This window comes from Nocardia halotolerans, from assembly GCF_042650145.1.
Classification (GTDB): Bacteria; Actinomycetota; Actinomycetes; order Mycobacteriales; family Mycobacteriaceae; genus Nocardia; species Nocardia halotolerans.
On sequence record NZ_JBHSDL010000001.1, the window covers coordinates 115,374 to 139,850 of the forward strand.

The 24,477-nt window shown below is 68.5% G+C and carries 24 protein-coding genes and 2 tRNA genes; 16 read left to right on the forward strand and 10 right to left on the reverse strand.

Going from position 1 to position 24,477, the window contains the following annotated elements; translation table 11 throughout:
- The first annotated feature begins 150 nt into the window (after positions 1 to 150).
- The 4 genes from ACFO5K_RS00540 to ACFO5K_RS00555 all read left to right on the forward strand — a co-directional run bounded on the left by ACFO5K_RS00540 (position 151) and on the right by ACFO5K_RS00555 (position 3,114).
- On the forward strand, positions 151 to 885 hold the full coding sequence (locus ACFO5K_RS00540) for an ATP-binding cassette domain-containing protein (protein ID WP_378555091.1): 735 nt from the start codon (positions 151 to 153) through the stop codon (positions 883 to 885).
- A 143-nt stretch (positions 886 to 1,028) separates the two neighbouring features.
- Positions 1,029 to 1,102, forward strand: a tRNA-Ile gene (locus ACFO5K_RS00545).
- 202 nt (positions 1,103 to 1,304) lie between these two features.
- The gene (locus tag ACFO5K_RS00550; RefSeq protein WP_378555179.1) at positions 1,305 to 2,540 is read left to right on the forward strand and encodes a vWA domain-containing protein; all 1,236 of its coding nucleotides are present in this window, start codon (positions 1,305 to 1,307) and stop codon (positions 2,538 to 2,540) included.
- Between the two features lie 88 nt (positions 2,541 to 2,628).
- Entirely contained in the window at positions 2,629 to 3,114 is a 486-nt protein-coding gene (locus ACFO5K_RS00555; protein ID WP_378555092.1) for an FBP domain-containing protein, read from the forward strand.
- Between the two features lie 15 nt (positions 3,115 to 3,129).
- Here ACFO5K_RS00555 and ACFO5K_RS00560 read toward each other — a convergent pair whose 3' ends face one another.
- A complete protein-coding gene (locus ACFO5K_RS00560) occupies positions 3,130 to 3,402 on the reverse strand; it encodes a hypothetical protein (protein WP_378555093.1) in 273 nt (90 codons plus the stop codon).
- A 204-nt stretch (positions 3,403 to 3,606) separates the two neighbouring features.
- Here ACFO5K_RS00560 and ACFO5K_RS00565 point away from each other — a divergent pair, with 204 nt between their 5' ends.
- Positions 3,607 to 3,897 carry a hypothetical protein gene (locus tag ACFO5K_RS00565; RefSeq protein WP_019045975.1) on the forward strand — a complete coding sequence of 97 codons (291 nt, stop codon included), beginning with the start codon at positions 3,607 to 3,609 and terminating at the stop codon, positions 3,895 to 3,897.
- On the opposite strand, the gene ACFO5K_RS00570 is transcribed toward ACFO5K_RS00565, so the two are convergent.
- Positions 3,894 to 6,014: a TerD family protein gene (locus ACFO5K_RS00570; RefSeq protein ID WP_378555094.1), complete on the reverse strand. Its 2,121-nt coding sequence runs from the start codon at positions 6,012 to 6,014 to the stop codon at positions 3,894 to 3,896. The two genes, ACFO5K_RS00565 and ACFO5K_RS00570, sit on opposite strands and share 4 nt — an antisense overlap.
- A 268-nt stretch (positions 6,015 to 6,282) precedes the next feature.
- On the opposite strand from ACFO5K_RS00570, the gene ACFO5K_RS00575 reads away from it, so the two are divergent.
- Positions 6,283 to 7,077 carry a carbonic anhydrase gene (locus tag ACFO5K_RS00575; RefSeq protein ID WP_378555095.1) on the forward strand — a complete coding sequence of 265 codons (795 nt, stop codon included), beginning with the start codon at positions 6,283 to 6,285 and terminating at the stop codon, positions 7,075 to 7,077.
- Positions 7,078 to 7,144: 67 nt separating this feature from the next.
- Positions 7,145 to 7,648, forward strand: coding sequence for a hypothetical protein (locus ACFO5K_RS00580; RefSeq protein ID WP_378555096.1), 504 nt, complete (start codon positions 7,145 to 7,147; stop codon positions 7,646 to 7,648).
- A gap of 6 nt (positions 7,649 to 7,654) precedes the next feature.
- Here ACFO5K_RS00580 and pabB read toward each other — a convergent pair whose 3' ends face one another.
- Complete coding sequence (gene pabB / locus ACFO5K_RS00585) at positions 7,655 to 9,712, reverse strand: aminodeoxychorismate synthase component I (RefSeq protein WP_378555097.1); 2,058 nt, start codon at positions 9,710 to 9,712, stop codon at positions 7,655 to 7,657.
- A gap of 78 nt (positions 9,713 to 9,790) precedes the next feature.
- Here pabB and ACFO5K_RS00590 point away from each other — a divergent pair, with 78 nt between their 5' ends.
- The 3 genes from ACFO5K_RS00590 to ACFO5K_RS00600 all read left to right on the forward strand — a co-directional run bounded on the left by ACFO5K_RS00590 (position 9,791) and on the right by ACFO5K_RS00600 (position 12,685).
- On the forward strand, positions 9,791 to 10,855 hold the full coding sequence (locus ACFO5K_RS00590) for a phosphotransferase family protein (RefSeq protein ID WP_378555098.1): 1,065 nt from the start codon (positions 9,791 to 9,793) through the stop codon (positions 10,853 to 10,855).
- A 70-nt stretch (positions 10,856 to 10,925) separates the two neighbouring features.
- On the forward strand, positions 10,926 to 11,450 hold the full coding sequence (locus ACFO5K_RS00595; protein ID WP_378555099.1) for a DinB family protein: 525 nt from the start codon (positions 10,926 to 10,928) through the stop codon (positions 11,448 to 11,450).
- Positions 11,451 to 11,554: 104 nt separating this feature from the next.
- The gene (locus tag ACFO5K_RS00600) at positions 11,555 to 12,685 is read left to right on the forward strand and encodes an NDMA-dependent alcohol dehydrogenase (protein ID WP_378555100.1); all 1,131 of its coding nucleotides are present in this window, start codon (positions 11,555 to 11,557) and stop codon (positions 12,683 to 12,685) included.
- On the opposite strand, the gene aztA is transcribed toward ACFO5K_RS00600, so the two are convergent.
- Positions 12,664 to 13,365, reverse strand: a complete 702-nt coding sequence (gene aztA, locus ACFO5K_RS00605) for a zinc ABC transporter ATP-binding protein AztA (RefSeq protein WP_378555101.1) — start codon at positions 13,363 to 13,365, stop codon at positions 12,664 to 12,666. The two genes, ACFO5K_RS00600 and aztA, sit on opposite strands and share 22 nt — an antisense overlap.
- Positions 13,366 to 13,413: 48 nt before the next feature.
- Here aztA and aztB point away from each other — a divergent pair, with 48 nt between their 5' ends.
- The 3 genes from aztB to aztD all read left to right on the forward strand — a co-directional run bounded on the left by aztB (position 13,414) and on the right by aztD (position 17,656).
- Positions 13,414 to 15,396: a zinc ABC transporter permease AztB gene (gene aztB / locus ACFO5K_RS00610; protein ID WP_378555102.1), complete on the forward strand. Its 1,983-nt coding sequence runs from the start codon at positions 13,414 to 13,416 to the stop codon at positions 15,394 to 15,396.
- Between the two features lie 176 nt (positions 15,397 to 15,572).
- Positions 15,573 to 16,475 carry a zinc ABC transporter substrate-binding protein AztC gene (aztC, locus tag ACFO5K_RS00615; protein WP_378555180.1) on the forward strand — a complete coding sequence of 301 codons (903 nt, stop codon included), beginning with the start codon at positions 15,573 to 15,575 and terminating at the stop codon, positions 16,473 to 16,475.
- Between the two features lie 26 nt (positions 16,476 to 16,501).
- Positions 16,502 to 17,656 carry a zinc metallochaperone AztD gene (gene aztD, locus ACFO5K_RS00620; RefSeq protein ID WP_378555103.1) on the forward strand — a complete coding sequence of 385 codons (1,155 nt, stop codon included), beginning with the start codon at positions 16,502 to 16,504 and terminating at the stop codon, positions 17,654 to 17,656.
- A gap of 222 nt (positions 17,657 to 17,878) precedes the next feature.
- On the opposite strand, the gene ACFO5K_RS00625 is transcribed toward aztD, so the two are convergent.
- A complete protein-coding gene (locus ACFO5K_RS00625) occupies positions 17,879 to 19,075 on the reverse strand; it encodes a serine hydrolase domain-containing protein (RefSeq protein WP_378555104.1) in 1,197 nt (398 codons plus the stop codon).
- 39 nt (positions 19,076 to 19,114) lie between these two features.
- Between ACFO5K_RS00625 and ACFO5K_RS00630 the strand changes: the two genes are divergently transcribed.
- Entirely contained in the window at positions 19,115 to 19,930 is an 816-nt protein-coding gene (locus ACFO5K_RS00630) for a serine hydrolase domain-containing protein (protein WP_378555105.1), read from the forward strand.
- 102 nt (positions 19,931 to 20,032) lie between these two features.
- Positions 20,033 to 20,560, forward strand: coding sequence for a DUF3145 domain-containing protein (locus ACFO5K_RS00635; RefSeq protein WP_378555106.1), 528 nt, complete (start codon positions 20,033 to 20,035; stop codon positions 20,558 to 20,560).
- Positions 20,561 to 20,599: 39 nt separating this feature from the next.
- Here ACFO5K_RS00635 and ACFO5K_RS00640 read toward each other — a convergent pair whose 3' ends face one another.
- A complete protein-coding gene (locus ACFO5K_RS00640) occupies positions 20,600 to 21,490 on the reverse strand; it encodes a ribonuclease Z (protein WP_378555107.1) in 891 nt (296 codons plus the stop codon).
- Between the two features lie 248 nt (positions 21,491 to 21,738).
- On the opposite strand from ACFO5K_RS00640, the gene ACFO5K_RS00645 reads away from it, so the two are divergent.
- Positions 21,739 to 22,506, forward strand: coding sequence for a class I SAM-dependent methyltransferase (locus ACFO5K_RS00645; RefSeq protein WP_378555108.1), 768 nt, complete (start codon positions 21,739 to 21,741; stop codon positions 22,504 to 22,506).
- Positions 22,507 to 22,566: 60 nt separating this feature from the next.
- Here the strand turns inward: ACFO5K_RS00645 and ACFO5K_RS00650 are convergent.
- The 4 genes from ACFO5K_RS00650 to ACFO5K_RS00665 all read right to left on the reverse strand — a co-directional run bounded on the left by ACFO5K_RS00650 (position 22,567) and on the right by ACFO5K_RS00665 (position 24,307).
- A tRNA-Val gene (locus tag ACFO5K_RS00650) sits at positions 22,567 to 22,638 on the reverse strand.
- Positions 22,639 to 22,670: 32 nt separating this feature from the next.
- Positions 22,671 to 23,135, reverse strand: coding sequence for a peroxiredoxin (locus ACFO5K_RS00655; protein WP_378555109.1), 465 nt, complete (start codon positions 23,133 to 23,135; stop codon positions 22,671 to 22,673).
- A 73-nt stretch (positions 23,136 to 23,208) separates the two neighbouring features.
- Positions 23,209 to 23,631 carry a DUF3052 domain-containing protein gene (locus ACFO5K_RS00660; RefSeq protein WP_378555110.1) on the reverse strand — a complete coding sequence of 141 codons (423 nt, stop codon included), beginning with the start codon at positions 23,629 to 23,631 and terminating at the stop codon, positions 23,209 to 23,211.
- Positions 23,632 to 23,749: 118 nt separating this feature from the next.
- Positions 23,750 to 24,307, reverse strand: a complete 558-nt coding sequence (locus ACFO5K_RS00665) for a hypothetical protein (RefSeq protein WP_378555111.1) — start codon at positions 24,305 to 24,307, stop codon at positions 23,750 to 23,752.
- Positions 24,308 to 24,477: the final 170 nt, after the last annotated feature.

The window sequence follows — 24,477 nt, forward strand, 5'->3', positions numbered from 1 at the left end:
CAACGGCTACAGGCCGAAAGGCGCTAGCCGGTACCCCGTTCGGATGCTGCACAACCACGGCGGCCGGTCGCCACGTCGTCACCTGACAGACGTGGCACCGGCCGCCGTCCACATCCCGAAACATCGGTACCCCGTCCAGAAAGCCGGCTCATGACCGCGGAATTGTCCCGCCTCACCGTCAGCGTCGACACCGGTCGGTGGAGCGGAACGGTGCTCACGGATGTCGATCTCACTGTGGCGCCCGGTCGGATCACCGCCGTGCTCGGCGGGCCCGGCGCAGGCAAGACGATGATCGCCTCCGCCCTCACCGGAAACTTGCCTGCCACCGCGCGCTCCCAGGGGCGCGTGCTGATCAACGGTGCGGTCGTCGACGGTCAGCAGTGGCCGCCGCTGCGTGAGTACGTCATCGGCTACGTGCCGCAAGAAGGCGTGACCGTCTTCGACACCGGCGAAACGGTGGGTGCACAGTTGCGAACGCTGGAGTCGCGCCACCGTGCGTGGAGTATCGAGCGTGCGTGCGCCGCGGCGTACTACCCGACCGACGCGTTGAACCTGCTCCCGCACCAACATTCAGCGGGCCAGATCCAGCGCGCCGCGCTCGCCGCCGCGCTGCTGCCCGCACCGCCCGTCCTCGTCGCTGATGGACCCACCAATTCCCTCGACATGGGAACCGCACACGCGGTGTGGAGATCACTGCGCGACTATGCCGACTCCGGAGCGGCGGTCCTGGTGGTCAGCAACGAGGTACAGCTACTGGCCCGCACCGGCTTCGCCGACCGAATGGTGATCATGCACGAGGGCAGGGTCCACGCCGCAGGCACCGCGTCGGAGCTGGCGGACTCACCCGATGCGTTCGTCCGAGCCGTGCTCAGACCGGCCTTCTGACCCGCCGCCTGCGCTCCGTCTGAGCCCTCCAGCGCGAGCGTCCCGGCACGCGAGTGCCGACCACGCCGCCCCACCTCACCAAGTGGTCAACGTCGCACCCCACCGGGTACCATGCGACTCGCGCGCGGGGCACCCCGCTGCCAGGGGCGGTAGCTCAGTCGGTTAGAGCCGCGGACTCATAATCCGCTGGTCGTGGGTTCGAGCCCCACCCGCCCCACTTTCCTGCGAACCGCTGATCCGCACCAGAGGTTTTGATCCAGCACGCATCACCGGGTCTACGTGTGATGCGGTCTGCGGACCCAAGGCTCCGGCACGGCGCACGGCGTGGGGTTGCTTCGTCATAACGGCAGGCCTGGGGCGGCTTTCGCCTATCGTGTGGGGCATTGCGGCCGGGTTCGGTGTGAGATGAGGGAGTGGCAGTGGTTGCTGCGCTGGTGAAGGGGCAGAACGCGGCGCTCGCGGTGGGGGAGGTGGTGCTGTCGGTTCGGGGTGGGGTGGCGGCGGATCTGTCGGCGCTGTTGGTGAACGCGGCGGGGCGGGTGCGCTCGGATGCGGACTTCGTGTTCTTCAATCAGCCGCAGGCGCCGGGGGTTCGGTTGCACGGTGCGGCGCTCGAGGTTGTGCTGTCGGCGGTGCCCGCGGAGGTCGCGCAGATTCGCGCGGTGATCACCGTGGCCGACGACGGCGACACCTTCGGCGGGTCCGGTGCGCCGATGGCTTCGGTGGCCGATCGCGCCGGGAATGTGTTGTGCGAGTTCGTGATCGATGGGCTCGATCGTGAGTCGGTGGTGATCGCGCTCGAATTGTATCGGCGCGGCGAACAGTGGAAGGTGCGTGCGGTCGGGCAGGGGTACGCCGGTGGCTTCGCGGATCTGGTCACCGATCACGGAGTGAGCGTCGACGACGAACCCGCAGCCGTCGCAGCACCGGCGGTTCGGACGGCGCCCGGTGAGGCGGCGCTGTCGTTCGAGAAGCGGCAGAAACTGGACATGCGCAAGCGCGAGGTCGCGAAGATCCTCATCGACAAGAGCGCTTTCGGGACCAGGGCGCGGGTGGTGCTGGTGATCGACAAGACCGGCAGCATGCAGAAGATGTACAGCGCCGGCACTGTGCACCGGGTGGTCGAACGGATGATCCCGGTCGCCACCCAACTCGATGACGACGGCACCCTCGAGGCCTACCTGTACGCCCTGACCTACGCGAAGCTGCCCGACATCACCGTGGCGGGCGCGGAGCAGTGGGCCAAGACCTACCTGCACCTCAAAGGCACCCACCAGGGCATCGACTACGACCGGATCGGCGGCCGCAACGACGAACTGCCCGTCATGCGCGCCGTCATCGACACCCTGACCACCGAACCGACCCTGGTGTTGTTCTTCACCGACGGCGGCTTCGCGAAGAAACGCGAGATCGCGGCGCTGATGCGCGAGGCCGCCCACCTGCCCGCGTTCTGGCAGTTCATCGGCCTCGGCAAGGCCAACTTCGGTGTCCTGCGCACCCTCGACGAACTCGACGACCGAGTGGTCGACAACGCCGGCTTCTTCGCCCTCGACGACATCGACCGGGTCGACGACGCCGAACTGTATCGCCGCCTGCTCGGTGAGTTCCCCGACTGGCTCCGTGCCGCCCGCACCGCGGGCATCATCCGGGCGTAGGCCGGTCCGGAAATCCGGTTGTCTCGAAATCCGGGGATCATTAGCGTGGCTACCGTTTGCTGTCCGGTGAACGGAAAGGTGCGAAACCATGGAACCCATTACCGAACGCGACATCAGGTCGTCGTTCGTGAACTGCTCGAAAGGCGACGCGAAACGGTTGTCCGTGCCGCGTGACCTGGGTAAACGGCACTGGGAAGATCTCGACTTCCTCGGCTGGACCGACCCCTCCTGCGCGGGGCGCTGCTACATCGCCGTGCCGCGCGACGGGGAGTTGCTCGGCATCGCCCTGCGCCACGAAGCCGGATCGGGCAAACCGCAGATGTGCGCGCTGTGCCTCACCACACACAGCGGTGGCGGTGTCGCCCTCATGACGGCGAAGAAGGCCGGCGAATCGGGGCGGCGCGGCAACACCGTCGGCAGCTACCTGTGCGCCGATCTGGCCTGCTCGCTGTACGCCCGCAACAAGAAGCGGCCCGCGATGGGCAGCCGGTACCGCGAAGACCTCACCGAGGAAGCGAAGGTGCGGCGTCTGCTGGGCAACCTCTACGCCTTCATCGACCGCCTCTACACCTGACCGGGCGGGCGGGAATCAGATCATGGCGTTCATGATCGTGCCCGCACTGGTGGCCACCGCGCCACCGATCATCGCGCCCGCCACCATCTTCGGCGACTGCAGACCCCCACCGGTCCACTTCTCCCAGGCGAACCGGCCGCCGGCATAGGTGATGGCGGTGACGCCGGACAGCAGGATGAACCAGGTGAAATAGCGGACCAGCTGCAGGATCTTGTCCGACAGCGGCGGTGCCTCCGGCGTGGGATTGCCGATCTGCGCCAAGGTATCGGTGGCGGTGGCCAGAATCATTTTTGCTCACTCGGTACTCGGGGGAACGGCGATGAACTGCTGTGGCTGATGTTATCCGGTCCGGGTCGGTGGTGCAGACGCCCACCTGGAGCGAACTGATCGGTTTTGTTGGTGCGCTGGGGGTTCGCCCCCGTATCCTGGAGCACACTCGAATACGACAGCGCTGGAACGCAGTTCGCATCATGCGAAAAAGGGGAGCAGGCTATGAGCATCATTCTGACGTCGATGGCCGACACCGTCACGACGTTCGCGCAGGTCGGAAACCCTACGCCGGAGGCGCCACCGCTGTCGGACAAGATCATGCAGATGGTGCAGTACCTCACCTGGTTCATGATCCTGTCGGGCGTGCTCGCCATCACTGTCGCCGGCGGCAAGTTCGCGTGGGAGAAGTGGAACGGCAGCGCCATGGAGTCGCCGAAGATGATCGCCGGCGCCATGATCGGTGGTGTGGTCGCCACCAGCGGCGGCACGATCATGAACGCGATCCTCGGCTAGATCCGCGCGCCCTTGGCGCGGTTGCAGGCCCGGCACAGGATCTGCAGGTTCGTCACACTCGTCGCGCCACCACGACTGAGCGGGATGATGTGGTCGAACTCCAGGTAGTGGCCGTCACCGCATTCCACGCACGCGCCGCCGTCACGCTGCCACACCTGGGCCTTCACATCCTGGGGAATGCTGCGGCTGTCGCGCTGCCCCGGCGCCAGCACCAGTCGTTTCGCCACCCGCAGCGCACCTTCCAGGGCCGCCGCCACATAGTCGGGGTCGGTGACGCCGAAAGTGGCGCCACCACGCGCCGAAGTCGCCGCCAGCACTACGGTCCCGTGCTCGGGATGCACCGACACCACCCGGTTCCAGGGCAGTTCGATCCCGGTGCCGTCACCGACGAAACGCAGCTTCTTCGAGCTGCCGATCAACCGCCCCTCGGTGTTGCGCGGACCGCGCGCGAGCATCCTGACGTGCACGGCGGGCAGGTCCAGGTGCACGCGCTCGTCGGGGTCCAGGTGCAGGCCGGGGGTGTTGACGGTGGGCAGTTCCCCGGCCCGCAACCGCGACAGCGTGCGACCACGGTGCATCCGGCGGCGCAGATCGTCGACGATGCCGCCCGAGAGCGCCAGCTCGCTGACGACGTGTTCGAACGCCGCCAGTTCCTCGGCGAACACCTCACCGTCGGCGAAGGCGAACGCGACCATCCGCTCCACCTGGGTCAGCCCGGCCTTGTGCAACACCGCGCGCCCACGCTCTTCCCCGATGCGCTGGAAGCGCAGGGCCGCCCAGGTCTCGGTCCACTCCGCCGACAGCGTGCCCGGCCCGGTGAGCACCCGGACCGCACGGTTGTGCCAGTGCGTGAGGAACTCCTCGGTCTCGTCCGCGCAGCTCTTGCAGGGCGCATGGCCACCGAACAGCTTGCGGCGCAGGGCATTACCGCAGCGGGTGCAGTGGGCGTGGTGATCCCGGACGAGTGGGCGCACGCTGGAGGTCCATTCGTCGCCGTCCCACCAGCGCAAGCGGTCGGGGGAGTCCGGATCCACATGCCAGTCGGCGAGTTCCGGGTCCGGTGGGGGCGGGGGCGGCACGTCGATCACGCGGCGGGTGAGCACCGGCGGTCGAGTGGGTCTGGTGTGCCCGGCACCCGGCCGGTCGTGGCCGGACTGGATTTCGAACGGGATGGTGTCGGCCGGTTCGGCGCGCGACCGGGTGTCGGTGGGCCGGGGTTGAGCTGAGCGCTCGGAGGTGTCGATGTGGGATGAGGCGGTGGACGCGTCGTCTCGGGGCATCGCTGAGGTGGGGTCGGACCGGTCCGATCGAGCGGCTGCGTCGGGCGCGGGTGACGGCGCGGGCATGCCGGTGCGTGCCGAAGCGTCGTCTCGGCGTATCGCGGAAGAATCTTCGGGCGAGGTGGGTGAGCCGCCGGGCCGGTGTGGAGGGGTGGGGACGCCGATCCGCGACGAAGTGGCGGCTGCGTCGTGTCCGGCTGACGTCGCGGAGTCCTCGGCCCGGGACGAGCCGACCGATCCATCGCCTCCAGGCGCCGCGACGGACCGGTAGGACCGGGCGGAGGCATCGGAGAACGCGTCGTCCGTCCCCGCCTGGCTGAGCGGCCAGTTCCCCGGTTCGTCCACGGTGACGCCGAATTCGGCCGCGAGCCCCGCCAGCCCACCGGCCCAGCCCTGACCGAGCGTGCGGAAGCGCCACTGTCCGTCGCGCCGGTAGAACTCGCCGAACATCATCGCCCGCACGTCGTCGACGTCGTGCATCACGAATTGGGCGATCGGGCCGTCGGCGGCGTGGATGGTGAGCGTGAGCTCTTGGAGCCGGTCGAACGTCGCGTCGTCGAGGGAGCCACCGATGACGATGCGTTCGACATCGGGTTCGGTGCGCGGCAGGGAGACGCTCAGCCGGGCGGTGCCCGGGAGGGGCTCCTGATCCAGCGTCACCGCCTGGGAGGCGTGGCGTGGGGCGTTGAAGAAGACGAAGTCACGGTCGCTGCGAACCAGGCCCGACTCGGTGACCAGGAGCGCGTGGGCGTCGACGGCGTGCGGCGCGCGCCATGAAACGACAACGGCCAGAAGCGATGTCGGGACCGGCGTGTGGGCGCCCTTGCGTAGTTCCATGGTCCTCGCATGATGCCATGAGGGTCTGACAAGGTTTTCGGAGCTGTGCCGGGGGTGCTGTCATCGCTGGCTGACGGGGTGCGCGTGGCCCGTGTGTGTGAGCCATCTCCCAGGCGCAGCTCTGGTGTCCGCCGGTGTCGCGGGTTTAGCGTGGTTGTCCGCTGGTAGCCGAAATATGCTGCGCTATAAGGATATTCGGCGCAATTCGGACAAAGCTATCGGCGCGGGCGGTGTGGTGCCGTCACGACGGCGACAAGGAGCTGGTCCGGTGTCGAAATCGCGTATTGATCCCGTCCTCACCCGGCGTGGGGCGTTGGCCGCACTCGCCGCGCTGGCGGTGGCGGGGTGTGGCGGATCCGACCGGTCGGCCGCCGCGCCGGCGCACTGGGACTACGACGCGGAAGGGCCCGATCATTGGGCCGATCTGGACAGGCGCTTCGGGACGTGCCGCAGTGGGCACGCGCAGTCGCCGATCGACCTGCCCGGCCACACCGAACTGCATCCCGATGAGCACATCGACATCGAGTACGGCCCGATCTCGTCGGTCGAGCTGGTGCACACCGGACACACGATCCAGGCGAATGTCGCTGCCGGCTCGCGAAACCGGATCGTGGTCGACGGATCGGGGTTCGAGCTGGCTCAGTTCCACTTCCACCTGCCGAGCGAGCACACCGTCGACGGCGCGGAGCAAGCGATGGAGCTGCACTTCGTGCACGCGGACCCGTCCGGTCGGCTGGCGGTGCTCGCGGTGCTGCTGCGCGCCCAGTCGGCAGCCGCGCCGTTGGAGACCGTGCTGGCGGCGTTGCCGCAGCGTTCCGGCGCCACCCGGACCGTGGCCGGCGTCGACCCGAGGGCCTTCCTTCCGGCCGGGTTCGCGCAGTTCCGGTACGAGGGCTCGCTGACCACGCCGCCGTGCACGGAGGGCGTCCAGTGGATCGTGCTGCGCGACCCCGCGCCGGTCGCGGTCACCGACGTCGAGCACTATCGCGCGCTGTTCCCGCACAGCAACAGGCCGGTGCAACCGCGCTACGGCCGACCGGTCGTGCTGGCCGGAGCCAACTGATCGATCCGCTGCCGGGACACGACGGCTCATCCCTGCGCGGCGGACTGTCGTCGGGCACAGTGGAGGAATGACGAACCCGAGGAAGCGGGGGCAACGGGGGCGCGGGCCGGAGCCGGAGCCCGCCCCGCAGTTGCGCAAGGGGCCGGGCGCCGATCTGTTCTCGGCGGCGCAGGCGGCGGTGGGGGCCGCGCAGGCGGCGGCGGGTCAGGCCATCGACGCCGCGCAACAGACGGCGGGTTATGCCTTCGACACCGCGGTCCGCCTGCCTCCGGCCTCGGCGCAGCTCGCCGCCCAGCTACCGGACCTGGTGGAGAACCTGTCGATCGCCGTCGACCGGCTCAACAGCACCATCGACCGGCTCGATCGCACGCTGGCCCTGGCCGACCCGGTCTTCGCCACCTACGACCGGTTGCTGCCCCGCCTCGAGGCGATGATCTCCCTCGGCGAGGACCTCTTCGGCGCGCTGGCGAAACTGCCGGGGGTGGGGCTGCTCGGCCGGATCACCGGACGCGGCGGCGAGGAACCGCCACCGGAACCGGAGCAGAGCAAGCGTTCGCGGCCCCGGCGGTGACGAGATTCAGCCGTCCAGCGCGCGGAAGGTCGCCGCGGCCTTGAGCACCATCTCCGCGTATTCGTCCTCGGGATCGGAATCGAGCACGATCGCACCGCCCGCCCCGATCCGCCACTCGTCGTCATAGCGCACGGCCGTGCGGATGACGATATTGAGGTCGGCCGTGCCGCCGAGCCCGAGGAAACCGATGGTGCCCGAATAGATCCCGCGGGCCTGGGTTTCGAGTTCATCGAGGATTTCCATGGTGCGCAGCTTCGGCGCGCCGGTCATCGAACCACCGGGAAAACACGCGCGCAGACAGTCGACGACCCCCGCCTCGGGGCGCAGCGTCCCCCGCACCGTCGACACCAATTGGTGCAGGGTCGAATAGGTTTCGGTGGCCATCAGCTCCGGCACGTGCACCGAACCGACCTCGCAGACCCGCCCCAGATCGTTGCGCAACAGGTCCACGATCATCAGGTTCTCGGCGCGGGTCTTCGGGTCGTCGGCCAGTCCGGCGCGCAACCGTTCGTCCTCGGCGGCGGTGCGCCCGCGCGGGGCGGTGCCCTTGATCGGTTTGCTCTCCACCATCCGGTCGCGGTCGATCTTGAGGAAACGCTCGGGGGAGGAGCAGGCCACGTCGAGTCCGTCGAACCGCAGGTAGGCGGCATAGGGGGCCGGGTTGCAGCGGCGCAGCCGCCGGTAGAACGCGAGCCCGTCACCGGGGGACGCGGCGACGGCGGCCGCATCGGTCAGACAGATCTCGTAGGACTCCCCGGCGTGCAGGCGCTGCCGGCAGACCGCGATGTCGGCGAGGTAGCGGTCGCGGCCGCGCAGCAGGTGGGCCTGCACGGCGTCCGGGTCGGCAGGAACGGGCAGATCGGGCGGATTCTCCCAGGTCGGCAGGTCGGCCAGGGCGGCGGCGGTCTCGCGCAGCCAGGTGTCGCCGGCCTGTTCGGTCGCCGGTTCGGTCAGCGCGAGCAGATGGGTGCGGCCGGCTTCGTGGTCGACCACGATCAGCCGGTCGGCGAAGATCCACTGCGCGTCGGGAGTGGGGGAGCGATGGGCGGCGCGCGCACCACAGTCGGCCTTCACCTCATATCCGAGATAACCGACGTAACCTCCCGCGAAATCGAAAGGCAGCGGGGGGATCTCACACTGCCTGTCACGCAGTTCACGGTGGAGGTAGTCGAGCACGGTGCCCGCGACGGTGCGGGTGCCGTCGATATCCGTCACCGTGACGGCACCGTCGCCGACCCGGTAGCGCACGATCTCGGCGTGCGGGCCGGTCGCGTCACCGAGGAAGGAGAACCGGTCCAGACCCGGCTCGACGTGTTCGCTGTCGAGCCAGAACGCGGTGGACGACTCCGCGCAGCGGCGCAGGAAGATCGCTTCGGTGTCGATGGCGCGCTCGAGCACCCGGTGGCGCAACCGGAATCGTGGGGTGGCCGGTGGTGCCGAGGCTCGCGGGCCACGCACCACCAGCGGCGCGGTGACGCGCGTGCGGGCCTTGGTGAGGTCGGCGAAATTTCGCAGCAGCGCCGACCCGAACTCGCTCGACACCGATTCGGGATGGAACTGCACACCCCACTGCGGGCGCTCGCGATGGCGCACACCCATGATCACGCCGTCGCCCGTCGACGCGGTCGCCTCCAGCACCGCGGGCAACGGCTGCTCGGCGGCGAGCGAGTGATAGCGCACGACGGTGAAATCCTGGGGCAGGCCGGCGAACAGGTCGCGATCGTCGTGGCGGACGCGGTCGAGGAACCCGTGCCGGGCCTGCGGGGCGCGCTCGACCGTGCCGCCGGCGCCGATCACGATGCCCTGATGACCCAGGCACACCCCGAGCAGCGGCAGCTCGGTCCGCGCGATCACCGCCGTCGACACACCCATGTCGCGCCCGCGATCGGGCCGTCCGGGACCGGGGGAGATCACCACATTGTCGAAGTCTCGCAGCCCGAGTTCGGTGAGGTCGGCGGCCTCGTCATTGCGCACGACCGTCGGCTCGCTCCCGTTGACCTCGCTGATCAGCTGATAGAGGTTGTAGGTGAACGAGTCGTAGTTGTCGATCAAGAGCGTGCGCATCGTGGCCAAAACCCTACGCCGGGCCCGTGGGCAGCCCTGCCGGGCATTCCCGGGCACGCCGTGGTGTGTCGGGGCACAATGTCCGACATGGCTGTTTCGCAACCGGTCGATGTGGATCCGACGATCGCCGATTTCTCGGCGATCGGGCGGTGGATGGACGAGCAGGGCTTGCCCGGCACGGAGTTCGGGGAGGTCACCGCGATCGGCGGCGGCACCCAGAACATCATGCTGCGCTTCACCCGCGGCGAACGGGAGTATGTGCTGCGCCGCGGCCCCCAGCATCTGCGCGCCAAGAGCAACGAGGTGATCGCCCGTGAATCCCGGCTGCTCCGCGCGCTCGACGACACGCGGGTGCGCGCGCCGCGGGTGATCGCCGCCTGCGACGACGAGTCCGTGATCGGCGCGGTGTTCTACCTGATGGAGCCGATCCGCGGCTTCAACCCGCAGACCGAACTACCCGCCCTGCATGCCGAGAACCCCGAGGTTCGCAGGCAGATGGGGCTCTCGGCGGTCGAGGCCATCGCCCGGCTCGGCGCGCTGGACTACCGCGCACTGGGACTGCAGGACTACGGCCGCCCCGAGGGTTTCCTGGAGCGCCAGGTGCCGCGTTGGCTGCGTGAACTCGACTCCTACACCGCGAACGAGGGCTACCCCGGCCCGCGGATCCCCGGTGTCGAGCAGGTCGGCGACTGGTTGCAGCGGCACCGTCCCACCACCTGGGCGCCGGGCATCATGCACGGCGACTGCCACCTGGCGAACATGATGTTCGACTACGACGGCCCGCAGGTGGCGGCGATGGTCGACTGGGAGATGTCGACGATCGGTGACCCGCTGCTCGATCTCGGCTGGCAACTGGCCACCCGCCCCGAGCCCGGTACCGTCGGCGCGGGCCTGATGGGCACCCTGGGCACGGTCGGCGGCCTGCCGACACCGCAGGAGATGATCGAGCACTACGCCGGCTTCTCCGATCGCGACCTGAGCGCGATCACCTGGTACGAGGTGCTGGCCTGCTTCAAACTCGGCATCGTGCTCGAGGGCACGCACGCACGGGCGTTCGCGGGCAAGGCGCCCAAGCCGGTCGGCGACTTCCTGCACGCGGTGACGCTGGAACTTTTCGAGAAGGCGCAGAAGCTGATGCAGTGATGCCGGATCTCGCGGGATGTTGGCGTGATATTGATGGCCCGCAAGATAGCGACATCATAGGCTGGCGAACATGATCGCTCCCGACACCAAGAACTGGACCTGGGTCCTCGACCGTGCCTGCGCCGAATGCGGATACGACGCCCAGGCTGTCGACTATGCCGCTCTGCCCGAACTCACCCTCGCCGCCACCGCGCGGATCGGGGCGGCATTGCAGCGCGCCGACGCGCACGTGCGGCCCGACGAGCACACCTGGTCGGTGCTCGAATACGCCGCGCACGTGCGCGATGTGTGCCGGCTGTTCGACACCCGGCTCGCGCTGATGCTCGCCGGTGACGGGGCGGTCGCGCCACAGTTCGAGAACTGGGATCAAGATGCGACGGCGGTCGCTGAACGCTACGGCGAGCAGGACCCCGCGGTGGTCGCGGCGGAACTGTCCGTCGCCGCCGAGCAGGTGGCGGCCGCGTTCGCCGCGGTGCCCGCCGACCGGCTCGAGCTGCGCGGTGCCCGCAGTGACGGATCGCTGTTCACGGTCACCTCGCTGGGGCGCTATTTCCTGCACGACTTGGCCCACCACGCGTACGACGTGCGTGGATAGAGAAATCTTCGAAAGATTTCTAGAACGTGTTACAGATTTGGCCGAAATCCCGCTAGGGTGGGTGCAGTCACAACGAGGCACAGCTTGGCGAGAGGTCGACCGGAATGAAGACGAAGGGCGCGATCCTGTGGGGCACCGACCAGGAGTGGTCGGTCGAGGAGATCGAGGTCGGCGACCCCGTCGCCGGTGAAGTGCAGATCCGGATGGAAACGGCGGGCATGTGCCACTCCGACCATCACATCGTCACCGGTGCGACGCCGATGCCCGCCTTCCCGGTGATGGGCGGCCACGAGGGCGCGGGCGTGATCACCAAGCTCGGCCCGAACTGCCCCGCCGATCTGGCCGTGGGCGATCACGTGATCCTGTCGTTCATCCCGGCCTGCGGACGCTGTCCGGCGTGCGTGGCCGGACACATGGCGCTGTGTGACCTGGGCGCGGGATTGCTGATGGGGCAGGCGATCTCCGACGGCACGTACCGCGTCCAGGCACGCGGCGAGAACGTCATCCCGATGTGTCTGCTCGGCACCTTCACCCCCTACATGACCGTGCACCACACCTCGGTGGTCAAGATCGACCCGACCATTCCGTTCGACGTCGCCTGCCTGGTGGGCTGCGGTGTGCCGACCGGGTTCGGGTCCTCGACCCATGTGGCGCAGGTGCAACCGGGCGAGACCGTGGTGATCGCCGGTGTCGGCGGCGTCGGAATGAGCGCGCTGCAGGGCGCGGTGCTCGCCGGTGCCTCGAAGGTCGTCGCCATCGATCCGAATCCGTGGAAGCGTGAGCAGGCGCAGAAGTTCGGCGCCACCCACACCTACGAGAGCATGGCCGCCGCGATCATGCCGCTCATGGACGCCACCGAGGGGCGAATGGCCGAGAAGGTCATCCTCACCATGGGCGAGATGCACGGCGACTACATCGAAGAGGGCCTGATCCTCACCGGCAAGGCCGGCACCCTCGTGGTCACCTCCATGGGCCGCATGGACGCAGGCGAAGTGAAGATGAACAGCTTCCTGCTGTCGATGCTGCAGAAGACGGTGAAGGGTTGCATCTTCGGCGGCGGCAACGCGCGCCAGGACGCCCCGCGCCTGCTGCAGCTCTACAAGGCCGGTCAGCTCAACCTCGACGACATGGTCACCCGCAGCTACTCCCTCGAGGAGATCAACCAGGGCTACCGGGACATGCTGGAGGGCAAGAACATCCGCGGCATCATCCGCTACACCGAGGCCGACTGGTAGTCCGCCACCGACCGCAGCACCTCGCCCGGTGGACCCGCGGCGAGGAGCTGCCCGTCGCGCAGCAGCAGGCAGTGATCGGCCTGCGCTGCCTCGGCCAGGTCGTGCGTCGCCTGCACGACCGTGACCCCCGTGGCGCTGATCTCCACCAGCGCCCGGGATATCTCGGCGCGCGATGCCGCGTCCAATCCGGTCGCCGGCTCGTCGAGCAGCATCAGGTCGGACTGCTGCGCCAGCGCCTGCGCGAGCAGTGTGCGCTGCCGCTGACCACCCGACAGGGTGTCGAGCCGCCGTGCCGCCAGGTCCGTGAGCTCCATCCGCACCAGGCAGGCGTGCGCGATCTCGCGATCGGTCGCGGTGAGCCGCCGCCACAGTCCCCGGTGCGCCCAGCGCCCCATCGCCACCGCCTCGCGCACCGTCATCGGCAGCGCCGCGGGAATCGCACTGTGCTGCACCACGAATGCCGGTCGCTGCGTGGTGTCGCGGTGTACTGCGCCGGACTGCGCGGTGACCGTGCCCGCGAGTACCCCGAGCAGAGTTGATTTGCCCGAGCCGTTGGGCCCCACGATCGCGGTGATCCGCCCGCGCGGGATCGCCGCCGAGACCTCCGTGAGGACGGGGCCGTCGGCGTAACTCACCGTCAGGCGATCGATCCGGATCGCCACGTCATCTGTGTGTTGCATCTCACCTCGTTTGAAACGATAATCATTTTCAGTATATCGTTCGGCGCTATGGAATGGCTGATCGCCCCGTTCGAGGTGGCATTCGTGCAGCGAGCGATGTGGGGTGGGCTGCTCGTTTCCTGCGTGTGCGCCCTCGCCGGGACCTGGGTGGTGGTGCGTGGCATGGCATTTCTCGGCGACGCGATGGCACACGGCATGCTGCCCGGCGTCGCGGTGGCGGCGCTGCTCGGCGGCAACCTCGTGATCGGCGCCGCGATCAGTTGCACCGCCATGGCCTTCGGCGTGTCGATGCTCTCGCGCGGCAAGCGATTCGCCGCCGACACCGCCATCGGCCTGCTGTTCGTGGGAATGCTCGCGGCCGGGGTGATCATCGTGTCGCGCTCGCAGTCCTTCGCCGTGGACCTGACCGGGTTCCTGTTCGGTGATGTGCTCGCCGTGCGCACCGTCGACCTGTGGTATCTCGTCGCCGCGCTGGCGATCGCGCTGGTCATCGCGGTACTCGGGCATCGGGCATTCGTCGCATCGACCTTCGATCCGCGCAAAGCGCACACCCTCGGCCTGCACCCGAAACTGGCGCAGATGGCCCTGATCGGACTGCTGACGTTGGCGATCGTGGCCTCGTTCCATGTGGTCGGGACGCTGCTGGTGTTCGGGCTGCTCATCGCCCCACCGGCCGCGGCGGTGTACTGGTCGGACCGGATCCCGGTGGTGATGCTGATCGCCGCGCTGGTCGGCGCGTTCTCCACCGTGGCCGGGCTGATCGTCTCGTGGCACGCGGGGACGGCGGCCGGAGCCACCATCGCCGCCGTGGCGGTCGCGTCGTTCTTCGTGTCCGCGCTCGCCTCGGCGGTCCGGGACCGGTTCGGCAAGGTCGGTGCCGCCTCGGTGGCGGCACTCGCGGCGGTGCCCCTGGTCGGCTGCGCGCCGGCCGAGCGACCCGCGCCGGTCGAGGAGACACCGCACGGCTTCGTCGCCGGAGCCGAGGAAATGAGCGAGACGCAGACCCGGCTGCTCGTGAGCGACGCGCGAACCGGGGAGATGCGGGTGATCGATCTGCTGACCGAGCGGGTCACCGAACTCGACGGTGCTTCGCCGAGCCGGGACGCGAATGCGATGCGGCTCGTCGAGGACGGACGGTTCGGTTTCGCGAGTGCGGGTGGGCAGCTCCGGATCGTGGACAGCGGCGGCTGGACCGTCGACCACGACGACCACCGGCACTACTACAGCGCGCCGATCCGGCAGGTCGGCACGGTCGAATCGGATGCTGGAGTTGTCGCGGCCCACGGCGACAAGGCTGTGTCCGCGGTGGTGCTGGACTCCGGTGTCACAGTGGTGTTCGACCGGGCCGCGCTGGGCGAAGGCGAGGTGCGCGAGCAGCACCGGGTCGACGGGATCGCGTTGCCGTACGCCGAGCGGCTCGTCGTGGCCGACGATGCGGGACGCGTGGACGTGCGCGACCGCGACGGGACCGCGGGGCAGGCACTGCCCGAAACGTGCCCGCAGCCGCGCGGAGAAGCGGTGACCAGGCGCGGAGTCGTCTTCGGGTGCGCCGACGGCGCCCTGGTGGTGGCGCAGCGCGACGGTGGGTTCGTCAGCGAGAAGATCGCCTACCCCGCCGCCGACCGCGTGACGGCGTTCACCCACCGGCCGGGCAGCGCCACCCTGACCGCACTCGCCGGTCGCGACGGAGTGTGGATGCTCGACATCAGAAAGCGGACCTGGCAGGTTTTCCCGATCGCCGACGCGGTCGCGGTGAACACGGCAGGCGAAGGTTCGCCGCTGCTGGTCCTCACCCGCGACGGTGTGCTGCACGGGATCGATCCCGGAACCGGCGCCGAGACCTCACGCCTGGAACTTCCCGGTGGGCCGGTCGAAGGTGATCCGGTCATCCACGTCGACCCGAACCGCGCTTACATCAACGACATCCGGGACCGCGCCGTCCACGAGATCGCCTACAACGACAACCTCCGCGTCGCGCGCACCTTCCCCGTGAACATCGCGCCTTCGCTGATGGTGGAGACAGGACTGTGAACCACGAAGCCACGACGACAGCCCGCCACATCACCGATCAACGCCCGCGCACACCCGCTGTTCCGGCGCCCGGACGGCGCCCGCACGGCCTGGTTGACGGCGTCGTCGGTCTGATCGACCGCCGAACCGGCAGGCGAGGCGGCTGCGCACCCGCTCGACGAGCGGCGTTGACCGGCATGCTGATCGTGCTCGCCCTACTGGTGCCCTCGATCGCCGCCTGCACCAGCGACGGTGAGCGTTCCGGCATCATGGTGACCACCAACATCCTCGGCGACCTCACCCGAGCCGTGGTCGGTGACGCCGCCGAAGTGACGGTGCTGATGGAACCGGGCACAGATCCCCATTCGTTCGGGATCTCCGCACGTCAGGCCGCCGATTTCGAGCGGGCCACGCTGGTCGTGCACAACGGTCTCGGTCTAGAGGAAGGCGTGGCCCGCCATGTGCAGGCCGCGGCTTCGGCGGGTGTGCCGACGCTGGCGGTCGCCGAACGGGTGGACCCGATCGACTACGCCTCCGATGAATCCGCGGGTCGGCCCGACCCGCACTTCTGGACCGACCCGGCGCGGGTACGCACGGCCGTGGAAGCGATCAGCGCCGAAGTCATCGACCGGGTCGACGGCATCGATGCCGGCACCGTCCGCGCCAACACCGCCCGCTACCTGGGTGAGCTCGACCAGCTCGACCGGTGGATGACCGAGCGGTTCGCCACGATCCCACCCGAACGCAAACAGTTGGTCACCGACCATCACGTCTTCGGTTATCTGGCACAGCGATTCGGCTTCCGGGTGATCGGCGCGGTGATCCCCAGCGGCACCACCCTGGCCTCCCCGAGCGCCTCGGACCTCGACGAACTCGCCACCGCCGTCCGCGCCGCGGGCGTGTCCGCGATCTTCGCCGAATCCTCGCAGCCCGACCGGCTTTCGCGGGTGCTGGCCGAGCATGCCGGACTGCAGGTCCGGGTGATCGGGCTGCACACCGAATCGCTCACCGGACCCGGCGGCGGCGCCGCGACCTACCTGGCGATGGCCCGCGCCAACACCGACGCCATCGTCACCGGCTTGACCGGTCCCACAACGTAATTCACGCACAACGGATGGAGCAGTAAATGCACAGGTCACGGACCACCATGGTGGCCATGTCCGGGGCGCTCGCCTCGGTGGTAGCGCTGAGCGGTTGCGGCAGCGAAGAAGCCGAACCGGCCCACGATCACGCCCCCGGCGCCGCACCGATCGCCCTCACCTACGACGGCGGCATCTACGTCCTCGACGGCGCCACCCTCGAGCAGCGTGGCGAGGTGCAACTCGACGGCTTCAACCGGATCAACCCGGCCGGCGACGACGAGCACCTGATGGTCTCGACCAAGGACGGCTTCCGCGTCTTCGACACCCACAAGGCCGAGTTCACCGGCACCGAATACCCCGCGGCCAAGCCCGGCCACGTCGTGCCGCACGCGGGCAAGACCGTGTTGTTCGCCGACGGTACCGGTGAGATCAGCATCGTCGACACCGACAAGATCGACAGCGGCGAGCCCGGCGAGGTCTACCAGGCCCCCGCCCACCACGGCGTCGCCGTGCAACTGAGCAACGGGAACCTGCTCGTCACCCTCGGCACCGAGGACGCGCGGGTCGGGCTGGCCGCCCTCGATACCGACCGCAAGGAGATCACGCGCAACGAGGACTGCCCCGGAGTGCACGGCGAAGCCACCGCCCAGGACGAGACCGTCGTGGTCGGCTGCCAGACCGGCGCCGTCATCTACCGCGACGGCAAGATCACCAAGGTGACCAGCCCGACCCCCTACGGCCGCATCGGCAACATGGCGGGCAGCGAGGTCTCCCCGATCGTGCTCGGCGACTACAAGCAGGACAAGGAGGCAGAACTCGAACGGCCCACCCAGATCTCGCTGGTGAACACCGCCGACGGCACGCTGCGCCTGGTCGACATCGGCACCAGCTACACCTTCCGTTCGCTGGGTCGTGGCCCCGCCGGTGAGGCGCTGGTACTCGGCACCGACGGCAAGCTCCACATCATCGACCCGGTCGCGGGCAAGGTCACCCGCTCCATCCCGGTCACCGGCACCTGGCAGGAACCGCTCGAATGGCAGGACGCGCGCCCCGCGCTGTTCGTGCGCGACGGCATCGCCTACGTCACCGACCCGGCCACCGCGCAGGTGCACCGCGTCGATCTGAACGAGGGCAAGGTCACGAACTCGGCCACTCTTGCCTCGGCCCCCAACGAGATCACCGGCGTCACCGCGCACTGACCGCGTTCGACGTCACGATCGAGGCGGCGTGATCGTGCCACCGGCGGCTCGGGAATCAGAAAACCTGGCCGCCGACAAGCTGATGCACGATCGCGCCGGCAGCGGGCCGCCGCATCCCCGGCGGCCCGCTCCGCGCGCTCATGATGACCGGCCCGCTCCGCGCGCTCACGATGATCGGCGCGGTCGCCGTGTGGCGGGTCCGCCGCCGGCCGGCGGCGAGCGCTAGTGCTGGGCGCACCGCAGGACGACCTCGCGGAGGTTGCGGCTGCGGACGTCGTCGAGGATGGCCATGCCCAGCCGGTTCATGGTGTAGCCGAAACCCAGCGACGTGGTGGGGTCGGCGAAGCCGAAGGAGCCGCCGAGACCGGTGGTGCCGTAGGCACGTGTGTCCGAACCGAAGCGGAACGTGCCGCGCGACTTGCGGAAACCGAGGTGGTAGCGGCTCTTGGTGTGCAGCACCAGGTCGGCGGCGGGCACGTTGTCGGTGGCCTCGGCGGCGAGTTCGTCGAGTACGGTGTCGCTGATCGGCAACACCCCGGTACGTCCGGCCGCCGCGCCGTACACCTGCGCCAGCGCGCGGGCATTGCCCACCCCGTTCATCCCCGGCCATTCGATCTCGAGGAATTCCCGGCGCGCCGCACGTGCCGGTGCGCCCGGACGCGGGTTGGTCAGGGCAGCATACGAATGCCCGCGCTTGGCGTACACCTCGCCACCGATGCGCAGCGGTAGATCACGGCGTTCGTAGCGCAGGATGTCCCAGCCCTTGGTCGCCGACAGCTGCGCCACCCGCTCCATCGGTTCGGCCGCGGGATAGCCGATGAACAGGTCCGCACCGGTGGGGGCCGCGATCTCCTCGGCGAAGAACCGGCCGAGACTGCGGCCCGCCGGATCCACCCGGCGCAGCAGTTCGCTCTGGTACAGCCCGAGTGTGAGCGCGTGATAACCGTGGCGGGTGCCCGGTTCCCATGCCGGTTTCTGGGCGGCGAGCAGTTCGCCGAGCCGCTCCCGGTCGGCGAGTTCACCCAGCTTCACCACCCGGTCCAGCCCGGACAACCCGGCCTGATGGTCGATCAACTGCCGCACAGTGATCCGTTCCTTGCCGTGCGCACCGAACTCCGGCCAGTACTTCGCCACCGGCGCCTCGTAGTCGAGCAGACCCCGCGACACCGCGGTGGCGATGGTGAAGGCCGACATTCCCTTCGACGAGGAGAACACCGGCACGATCGTGTCGCGCTCCCAGCCCACCTCGCGCCGGCGATCACGATGCCCGGCCCACAGGTCGACCAGCGGCTCGTCGCCCGCGAAGACCGCGACGGCGGCGCCGATCTCGCCGTGCTCGGTGAAGTTGCGGCGAAAAGCGTCGGCGACGGGGCCGAAACCGGCCGCCACGTCGCCGTGGATCGATGGTGCGGGACTCATGGTGTCGTCGATCGTAGCCGTGTCTCGTACGCTGCCGATATGCGTTCGTTGGAGCAGGTTCAGCACTGGCCGGTCAAAAATGCCGCCGCCGCCGTGGTCACCACCGACGGGAGCGCCACCACCGGCGACACCGCACGGGTGTACCGGCTGGCTTCGGTGACCAAACCCCTCGTCGCCTACGCCGCCCTCGTGGCGGTCGAAGAAGGCGCCATCGAGCTCGACCAGCCCGCGGGCCCGCCCGGATCGACCGTGCGTCACCTGCTCGCCCACACCTCGGGCGTCGCCTTCGCCACCCCCGAGGTCATCGCCGCGCCCGGTGCCCGGCGCATCTATTCCAGTGCCGGATTCGAACTGCTCGCCGATTTCGTCACCGCCAATACCGGTATCGAATTCCCGCAGTACCTGCACGAGGCGGTATTCGAACCACTCGGCATGACCAGCGCGGTCCTCGACGGCTCGGCCGGGCACGCCGGGCACGCCTCCCTTCGTGACCTCACGTTGTTCGCCGCCGAGTTGCTGACACCCCAATTGATATCTCGGCAAACATATGACGAAGCCACCTCGGTGCAATTCCCCGACCGCGACGGAGTGCTGCCCGGATACGGCTCCCAGCGGCCCAACGACTGGGGACTGGGATTCGAAATCCGCAACGGAAAAACCCCGCACTGGACCGGAAGTGGCAATTCCACCCGCACCTACGGCCACTTCGGGCAGTCCGGCACCTTCCTGTGGCTCGACCCCGAAATAGGGGTGGCGACGATCGCGTTGACCGACGAGAATTTCGGGGACTGGGCCAGGACCACGTGGCCGAAATTCAGTGATTCCGTGATCGCAGAGACACATAACACGCAGTGAGGTAACACCCGCAACATCGCTCACTTCGCTTACACTCGCACCACGCCAGTTCGACGGGTTCGTTGGGGAAGACGCTCCTTGTCGAGGCTGGAGGTGTTGCTAGTGCGCGCATCGAGTCAGTTCGCTGACGCGACGGCGGGTGTGGTCTACATCCACTCCTCGCCCGCCGCGTTGTGCCCACACGTCGAGTGGGCACTGTCGACCGCGCTGTCGTCGCCGGCGAAACTGCGCTGGACCGCGCAACCCGCCGACGGACAACTGCGCGCCAGCGGCGACTGGATCGGCCCCGTCGGCACCGCCGCCCGGATTGCCCAATCATTGCGTGCCTGGCCGGTTCTGCGCTTCGAAGTCACCGAAGACCCCAGCGAAGGCGTCGACGGCGAACGCTACAGTTTCGTCCCCGCCCTCGGCCTGTGGCACGGCTCCACCGGAGCCAACGGCGACGTCATGCTCGGCGAAATGCGATTACGCGCCTTACTGCAAGCCGCCGCCGAACTGACGACTTTCGACCTTCCCACCGAAATCGACCGCGCCCTCGGCACTCCCTGGGACGAAGACCTCGAAGCCTTCCGCCAGGGCACCGATTGCGTCGGCGCCGAAGTGACCTGGTTACATCGCCACGTGGGGTGACCCCCCGATCCTGCGGAAGCAGAACGGCGTGGGCTGCGCTCAGCTGACCTTGCGGCGTGCGGGCAGGGGCACGCGGTCGAGGTCGTGGGCGAGGAACGCGCCCGGGAAGGCTGCCTGCTCCAGGAACAGGTGGTCGTCGGCTGGGGTGTAGCGCTCGGAGAAGTGGGTCAGCACGAGGGTTCCCACACCGCAGGCCCGCGCCACCTCGCCTGCCTGACGTGCGGTCAGGTGTCCGCGCTCGTGCGCTTGGTCGGTCTCGGAGTCCAGGAACGTGGACTCGATGATCAGCATGTCGACAGCGTCGGCGAGTTCGTAGACGTTGTCGCACAGGCGGGTGTCCATCACGAAGGCGACCTTCTGGCCGGGGCGCGGTATCGAACACTGCGCCAGCAGCGGCCCGCTCAGCTCACGGACCGCGGCCCCGGAGATGCCGTGCTCACGCAGCTTTTCGGGCAGAAATGTGCGGCCGTCCGGTTCGGCGAGACGGTAACCATAGGTGGGGATGCTGTGGTCCAAGGGCAACGCCGTGAGCGTGAAACCGTCGCCCTGCAACGTTTCCCCGGGGCCACTCACCGGATGTTCGACGAGGGACGGTGTGCCGTAATAACTCGTGGCGAACTTCAGCCGCTCCCAGTACGCGCCACCTTCGGCGGGAAACACCGCGTGCACGTCGTGGGGCACCGCGTCGCGTCCCAGTCGCTGCACGATGCCCGGAACGCCCAGCGAGTGGTCTCCGTGGAAATGGGTGACACACAGCCAGTGCAGTTCGGTCGCGGACGCCCCCGCGTGGGCCATCTGCCGCTGAGTGCCCTCACCGGGGTCGAACAGCACGCCCCGGCCGTCCCATCGCAGCAGATAACCGTTGTGGTTGCGCCTGCGGGTCGGCACCGCCCCCGCCGTGCCGAGAACGATCAACTCCCGTGTCGACATCGCCCCATCCTCGTCGTCGCGCACCGCACTGTCACGCCGGTTCCCCGAGGACTCCACCGAGCCGCACCAGCACGTGTCGCCACCCGCGCTCCACGTTGTTGCGCTGCATCTGCTGCCGCTTGTCAGCCTCCTGGCCGAGTAGGCGATCAGCCTACGCATCGGCGAATTCCGGTGATCCGCAACGCGGACCGAATGGAGGACGAGGAAGGTGGTGCGTGTCCATGACAGGGAACTGCCGGAGGGTGACGATGGAGCTGTTCGATTACGACGCGGAACTGCGGCGGCACAACGCGCACTTTCGTGCCGCCGCGCGGGTGGGTGTCCGGGATCGGGTGCTCGATGTCGGTTGCGGCACCGGGCAGACCACGCGGGAGGCCGCTCGGGCTGCCATCGAAGGCAGTGCGGTCGGGGTGGACGTGTCGGAGGTGATGGTCGAGCATGCGCGGCGGATCAGCGAGGAACAGGGGCCGGCCAACGTCAGCTTTCAGTTGGCGGACGCGCAGACCCATCCGTTCCCGCCGGCCTCGTTCGACCTCTGTATCAGCAGGTTCGGCACGATGTTCTTCGCCGACCCGGTCGCCGCGTTCACCAACATCGGGCGGGCACTTCGTCCCGGGGGACGGCTGGTGATGCTGGTCTGGCAAGTCCGCGACCGCAACGAGTGGGTGTCGCTGCTCCGCCCCGACCGCACTGACACGGTAACCGCACCCGGCCCCGGCCCGTTCTCTCTCGCCGACCCGGCTGCCACCGAATCCGTCTTGGCAGCAGCGGGTTTCACCGAGATCGGTTTCACCGATGTCGCCGAGCCGGTCTACTACGGTCCGGACAGTTCCGCCGCCTACGACAACCTGCTGCGTCTGACGGGCTACGCCGCGTTCCTCGACAGTCTCGAACCCACGGAGTCCGAGCACACCCGCGCGCGGGTACGGAGCATCCTCGCCGATCACCAGAGCGAAAACGGAGTGCTCTTCGACTCGCGTGCGTGGATCATCACCGCCGACCACTCCGGGACGTGACGGTCGGTGCCGCCTGGCAGGCTGACCGATCCTCGGCCTTGGCCGAACGGGACGAGAAGGTGGGCGCAGAGGGGTTCGAACCCCCGACCGCTGGTGTGTAAAACCAGAGCTCTACCGCTGAGCTATACGCCCGGGCACCGCCGGTGGGAACCGGCGGTGTCGGTTTATGAATCTAGCGCGGCGAGCGCTTTCTCCCAAGCCGCCTGGTCACGGGCCTCTCCGGGCCCGTTCATCTCGGCGAAAGTGATGTAGCCGGACTTGTCGACGACATAGGTGCCCCGGTTGGGGTAGCCCGACTTGTCGTTGAAGACGTCGTAGGCCTGGGTGACTGCGCCGTGTGGCCAGAAATCGGACAGCAGGGGGAACAGGTAGCCCTGCTCGGCTGCCCAGATCTTGTGGGTGGGCGGGGGACCGACGGAGATCGCGATGATCTCGGCGTCGTCGTTCTGGAACTTCGGTAGCTCGTCACGCACCTTGCACAGCTCACCCTGGCAGATGCCGGTGAAGGCGAGTGGATAGAACACCAGCAGGACGTTCTTCTTGCCCCGGTAGTCCGACAGCGTGACGGGCTGGTTGTTCTGGTCCTTGAGCGTGAAATCCGGCGCGAGAGTGCCAACCTCTAGCGGCATACTGCGAATCCTCCGTCGTGTCGGGTCTCAGCCGAGCGTTGTCGTCCGGCTGAGACCTTAGCGAACGGCGAATTCAGCGCTGTTTGGACGGTGCCTTCGGCTGGACCAGGCGCGAGCCCGTCCAGTTGCCGAGGCTGATGGTGGATGTCTGGGTCAGGCCGGCCGTGGGTGCGGCTTCGGCGATCTCGCTCGGATCGACATGGCCTGGTTGTCCGGTTTTGGGGGTGAGGACCCAGATGAAGCCTTCGTCTCCCAGCGGGCTGATGGCATCCATCAGCTCGTCGGCAAGATCTCCGTCTCCCTCTCGCCACCACAACAGGACGGCGTCGACGACCTCATCGGAGTCTTCGTCGACCATCTCGGCGCCGGTGATCTCCTCGATCTCGGCGCGCATTGTGTCGTCGGTGTCCTCGTCCCAGCCCAATTCCTGAACAACCAAGCCGTGAGAAATGCCAAGCTTCTGAGCGTAGTTCTGCGCGTCCGCCGCGGCGACCACGGTGGTGTCCTCCCTAAACTTCCGACAATAAGATAGGTGCAAGCGAACATGGTTATCGGCCGCAGCGCAAGCCGGTCGGATGAATCGGTACCGTGTTCCGCGTGTCGGCGGGGTGAATTCAGCGGCTCGGGCAGGCCTCGTGAACGGCGGTCCGTGCCTGGTTGATGGTCCGGCTGGCCTCGTTGAGACCTTCGACCGGTGAGCTGTAAGTCATCTTTCGAGTTTCGTCCGCCAATGTCCGTGCGGCGACCACGTAGGCGGTCAACTTGTCGGCCAGATCGGTGGGAAGCGCATCGGTCGCGGCGGCGACGCCGGCCTCGACGGTGTTCGCCGCGTCCTCGAGCGTGGTGGCCGCGCCGTCGCGCTTGGCGGCGTAGTCGGGGGCGTTGGTGTCGTGGGCGGTGACGAAGTCGTTGTAGGCGGTGACGCCGGCTCCGGTGGTGGCGGGGAACTGCGCGCAGTTGTCCTCGATCGCCTTGGTGCGCGCCGCCGCGGCCCGCGAGGACGCCGCCGCCGAGGACGACGCGGCCGCCGCGGTCTGATAGGCGGCCACCTCGGCGGGGTCGGTGGTGGGGTTGCCCGGAATCTGCTCGGCGCACCCGGCGACGATCGTGCCCGCGGTCACAGCGGCGACGGCGCAGCCCAGCCCGAGTCGGCGCGCGTTCGGCAGCCTCATCGTTGCGCGTCCCCTCTCCCTGACACGATTCGGATCCTGCCGCCGAATCTAGTGGATTTGCTGCTGAGATGATGACCTGGGCGGCCCTATCAGCAAGGATGGGGGTGCGCCCGAACCTTTCGTGACGGGTGGTCCGCACACCACAGCGGGCAGGCCCGGGGACAGCGACG

Coding starts and splice junctions, on each gene's coding strand:
- aztB (WP_378555102.1), top strand. CDS start 13,414: ATGGAATGGCTGATCGCCCCGTTCGAGGTGGCATTCGTGCAGCGAGCG.
- pabB (WP_378555097.1), bottom strand. CDS start 9,712: ATGCGCACGCTCTTGATCGACAACTACGACTCGTTCACCTACAACCTC.
- ACFO5K_RS00565 (WP_019045975.1), top strand. CDS start 3,607: ATGAGCATCATTCTGACGTCGATGGCCGACACCGTCACGACGTTCGCG.
- ACFO5K_RS00540 (WP_378555091.1), top strand. CDS start 151: ATGACCGCGGAATTGTCCCGCCTCACCGTCAGCGTCGACACCGGTCGG.
- ACFO5K_RS00555 (WP_378555092.1), top strand. CDS start 2,629: ATGGAACCCATTACCGAACGCGACATCAGGTCGTCGTTCGTGAACTGC.
- aztC (WP_378555180.1), top strand. CDS start 15,573: ATGCTGATCGTGCTCGCCCTACTGGTGCCCTCGATCGCCGCCTGCACC.
- ACFO5K_RS00595 (WP_378555099.1), top strand. CDS start 10,926: ATGATCGCTCCCGACACCAAGAACTGGACCTGGGTCCTCGACCGTGCC.
- ACFO5K_RS00600 (WP_378555100.1), top strand. CDS start 11,555: ATGAAGACGAAGGGCGCGATCCTGTGGGGCACCGACCAGGAGTGGTCG.
- ACFO5K_RS00640 (WP_378555107.1), bottom strand. CDS start 21,490: ATGTCGACACGGGAGTTGATCGTTCTCGGCACGGCGGGGGCGGTGCCG.
- ACFO5K_RS00665 (WP_378555111.1), bottom strand. CDS start 24,307: ATGAGGCTGCCGAACGCGCGCCGACTCGGGCTGGGCTGCGCCGTCGCC.
- aztA (WP_378555101.1), bottom strand. CDS start 13,365: ATGCAACACACAGATGACGTGGCGATCCGGATCGATCGCCTGACGGTG.
- ACFO5K_RS00590 (WP_378555098.1), top strand. CDS start 9,791: ATGTCCGACATGGCTGTTTCGCAACCGGTCGATGTGGATCCGACGATC.
- ACFO5K_RS00570 (WP_378555094.1), bottom strand. CDS start 6,014: ATGGAACTACGCAAGGGCGCCCACACGCCGGTCCCGACATCGCTTCTG.
- ACFO5K_RS00625 (WP_378555104.1), bottom strand. CDS start 19,075: ATGAGTCCCGCACCATCGATCCACGGCGACGTGGCGGCCGGTTTCGGC.
- ACFO5K_RS00655 (WP_378555109.1), bottom strand. CDS start 23,135: ATGCCGCTAGAGGTTGGCACTCTCGCGCCGGATTTCACGCTCAAGGAC.
- aztD (WP_378555103.1), top strand. CDS start 16,502: ATGCACAGGTCACGGACCACCATGGTGGCCATGTCCGGGGCGCTCGCC.
- ACFO5K_RS00560 (WP_378555093.1), bottom strand. CDS start 3,402: ATGATTCTGGCCACCGCCACCGATACCTTGGCGCAGATCGGCAATCCC.
- ACFO5K_RS00645 (WP_378555108.1), top strand. CDS start 21,739: ATGGAGCTGTTCGATTACGACGCGGAACTGCGGCGGCACAACGCGCAC.
- ACFO5K_RS00580 (WP_378555096.1), top strand. CDS start 7,145: ATGACGAACCCGAGGAAGCGGGGGCAACGGGGGCGCGGGCCGGAGCCG.
- ACFO5K_RS00630 (WP_378555105.1), top strand. CDS start 19,115: ATGCGTTCGTTGGAGCAGGTTCAGCACTGGCCGGTCAAAAATGCCGCC.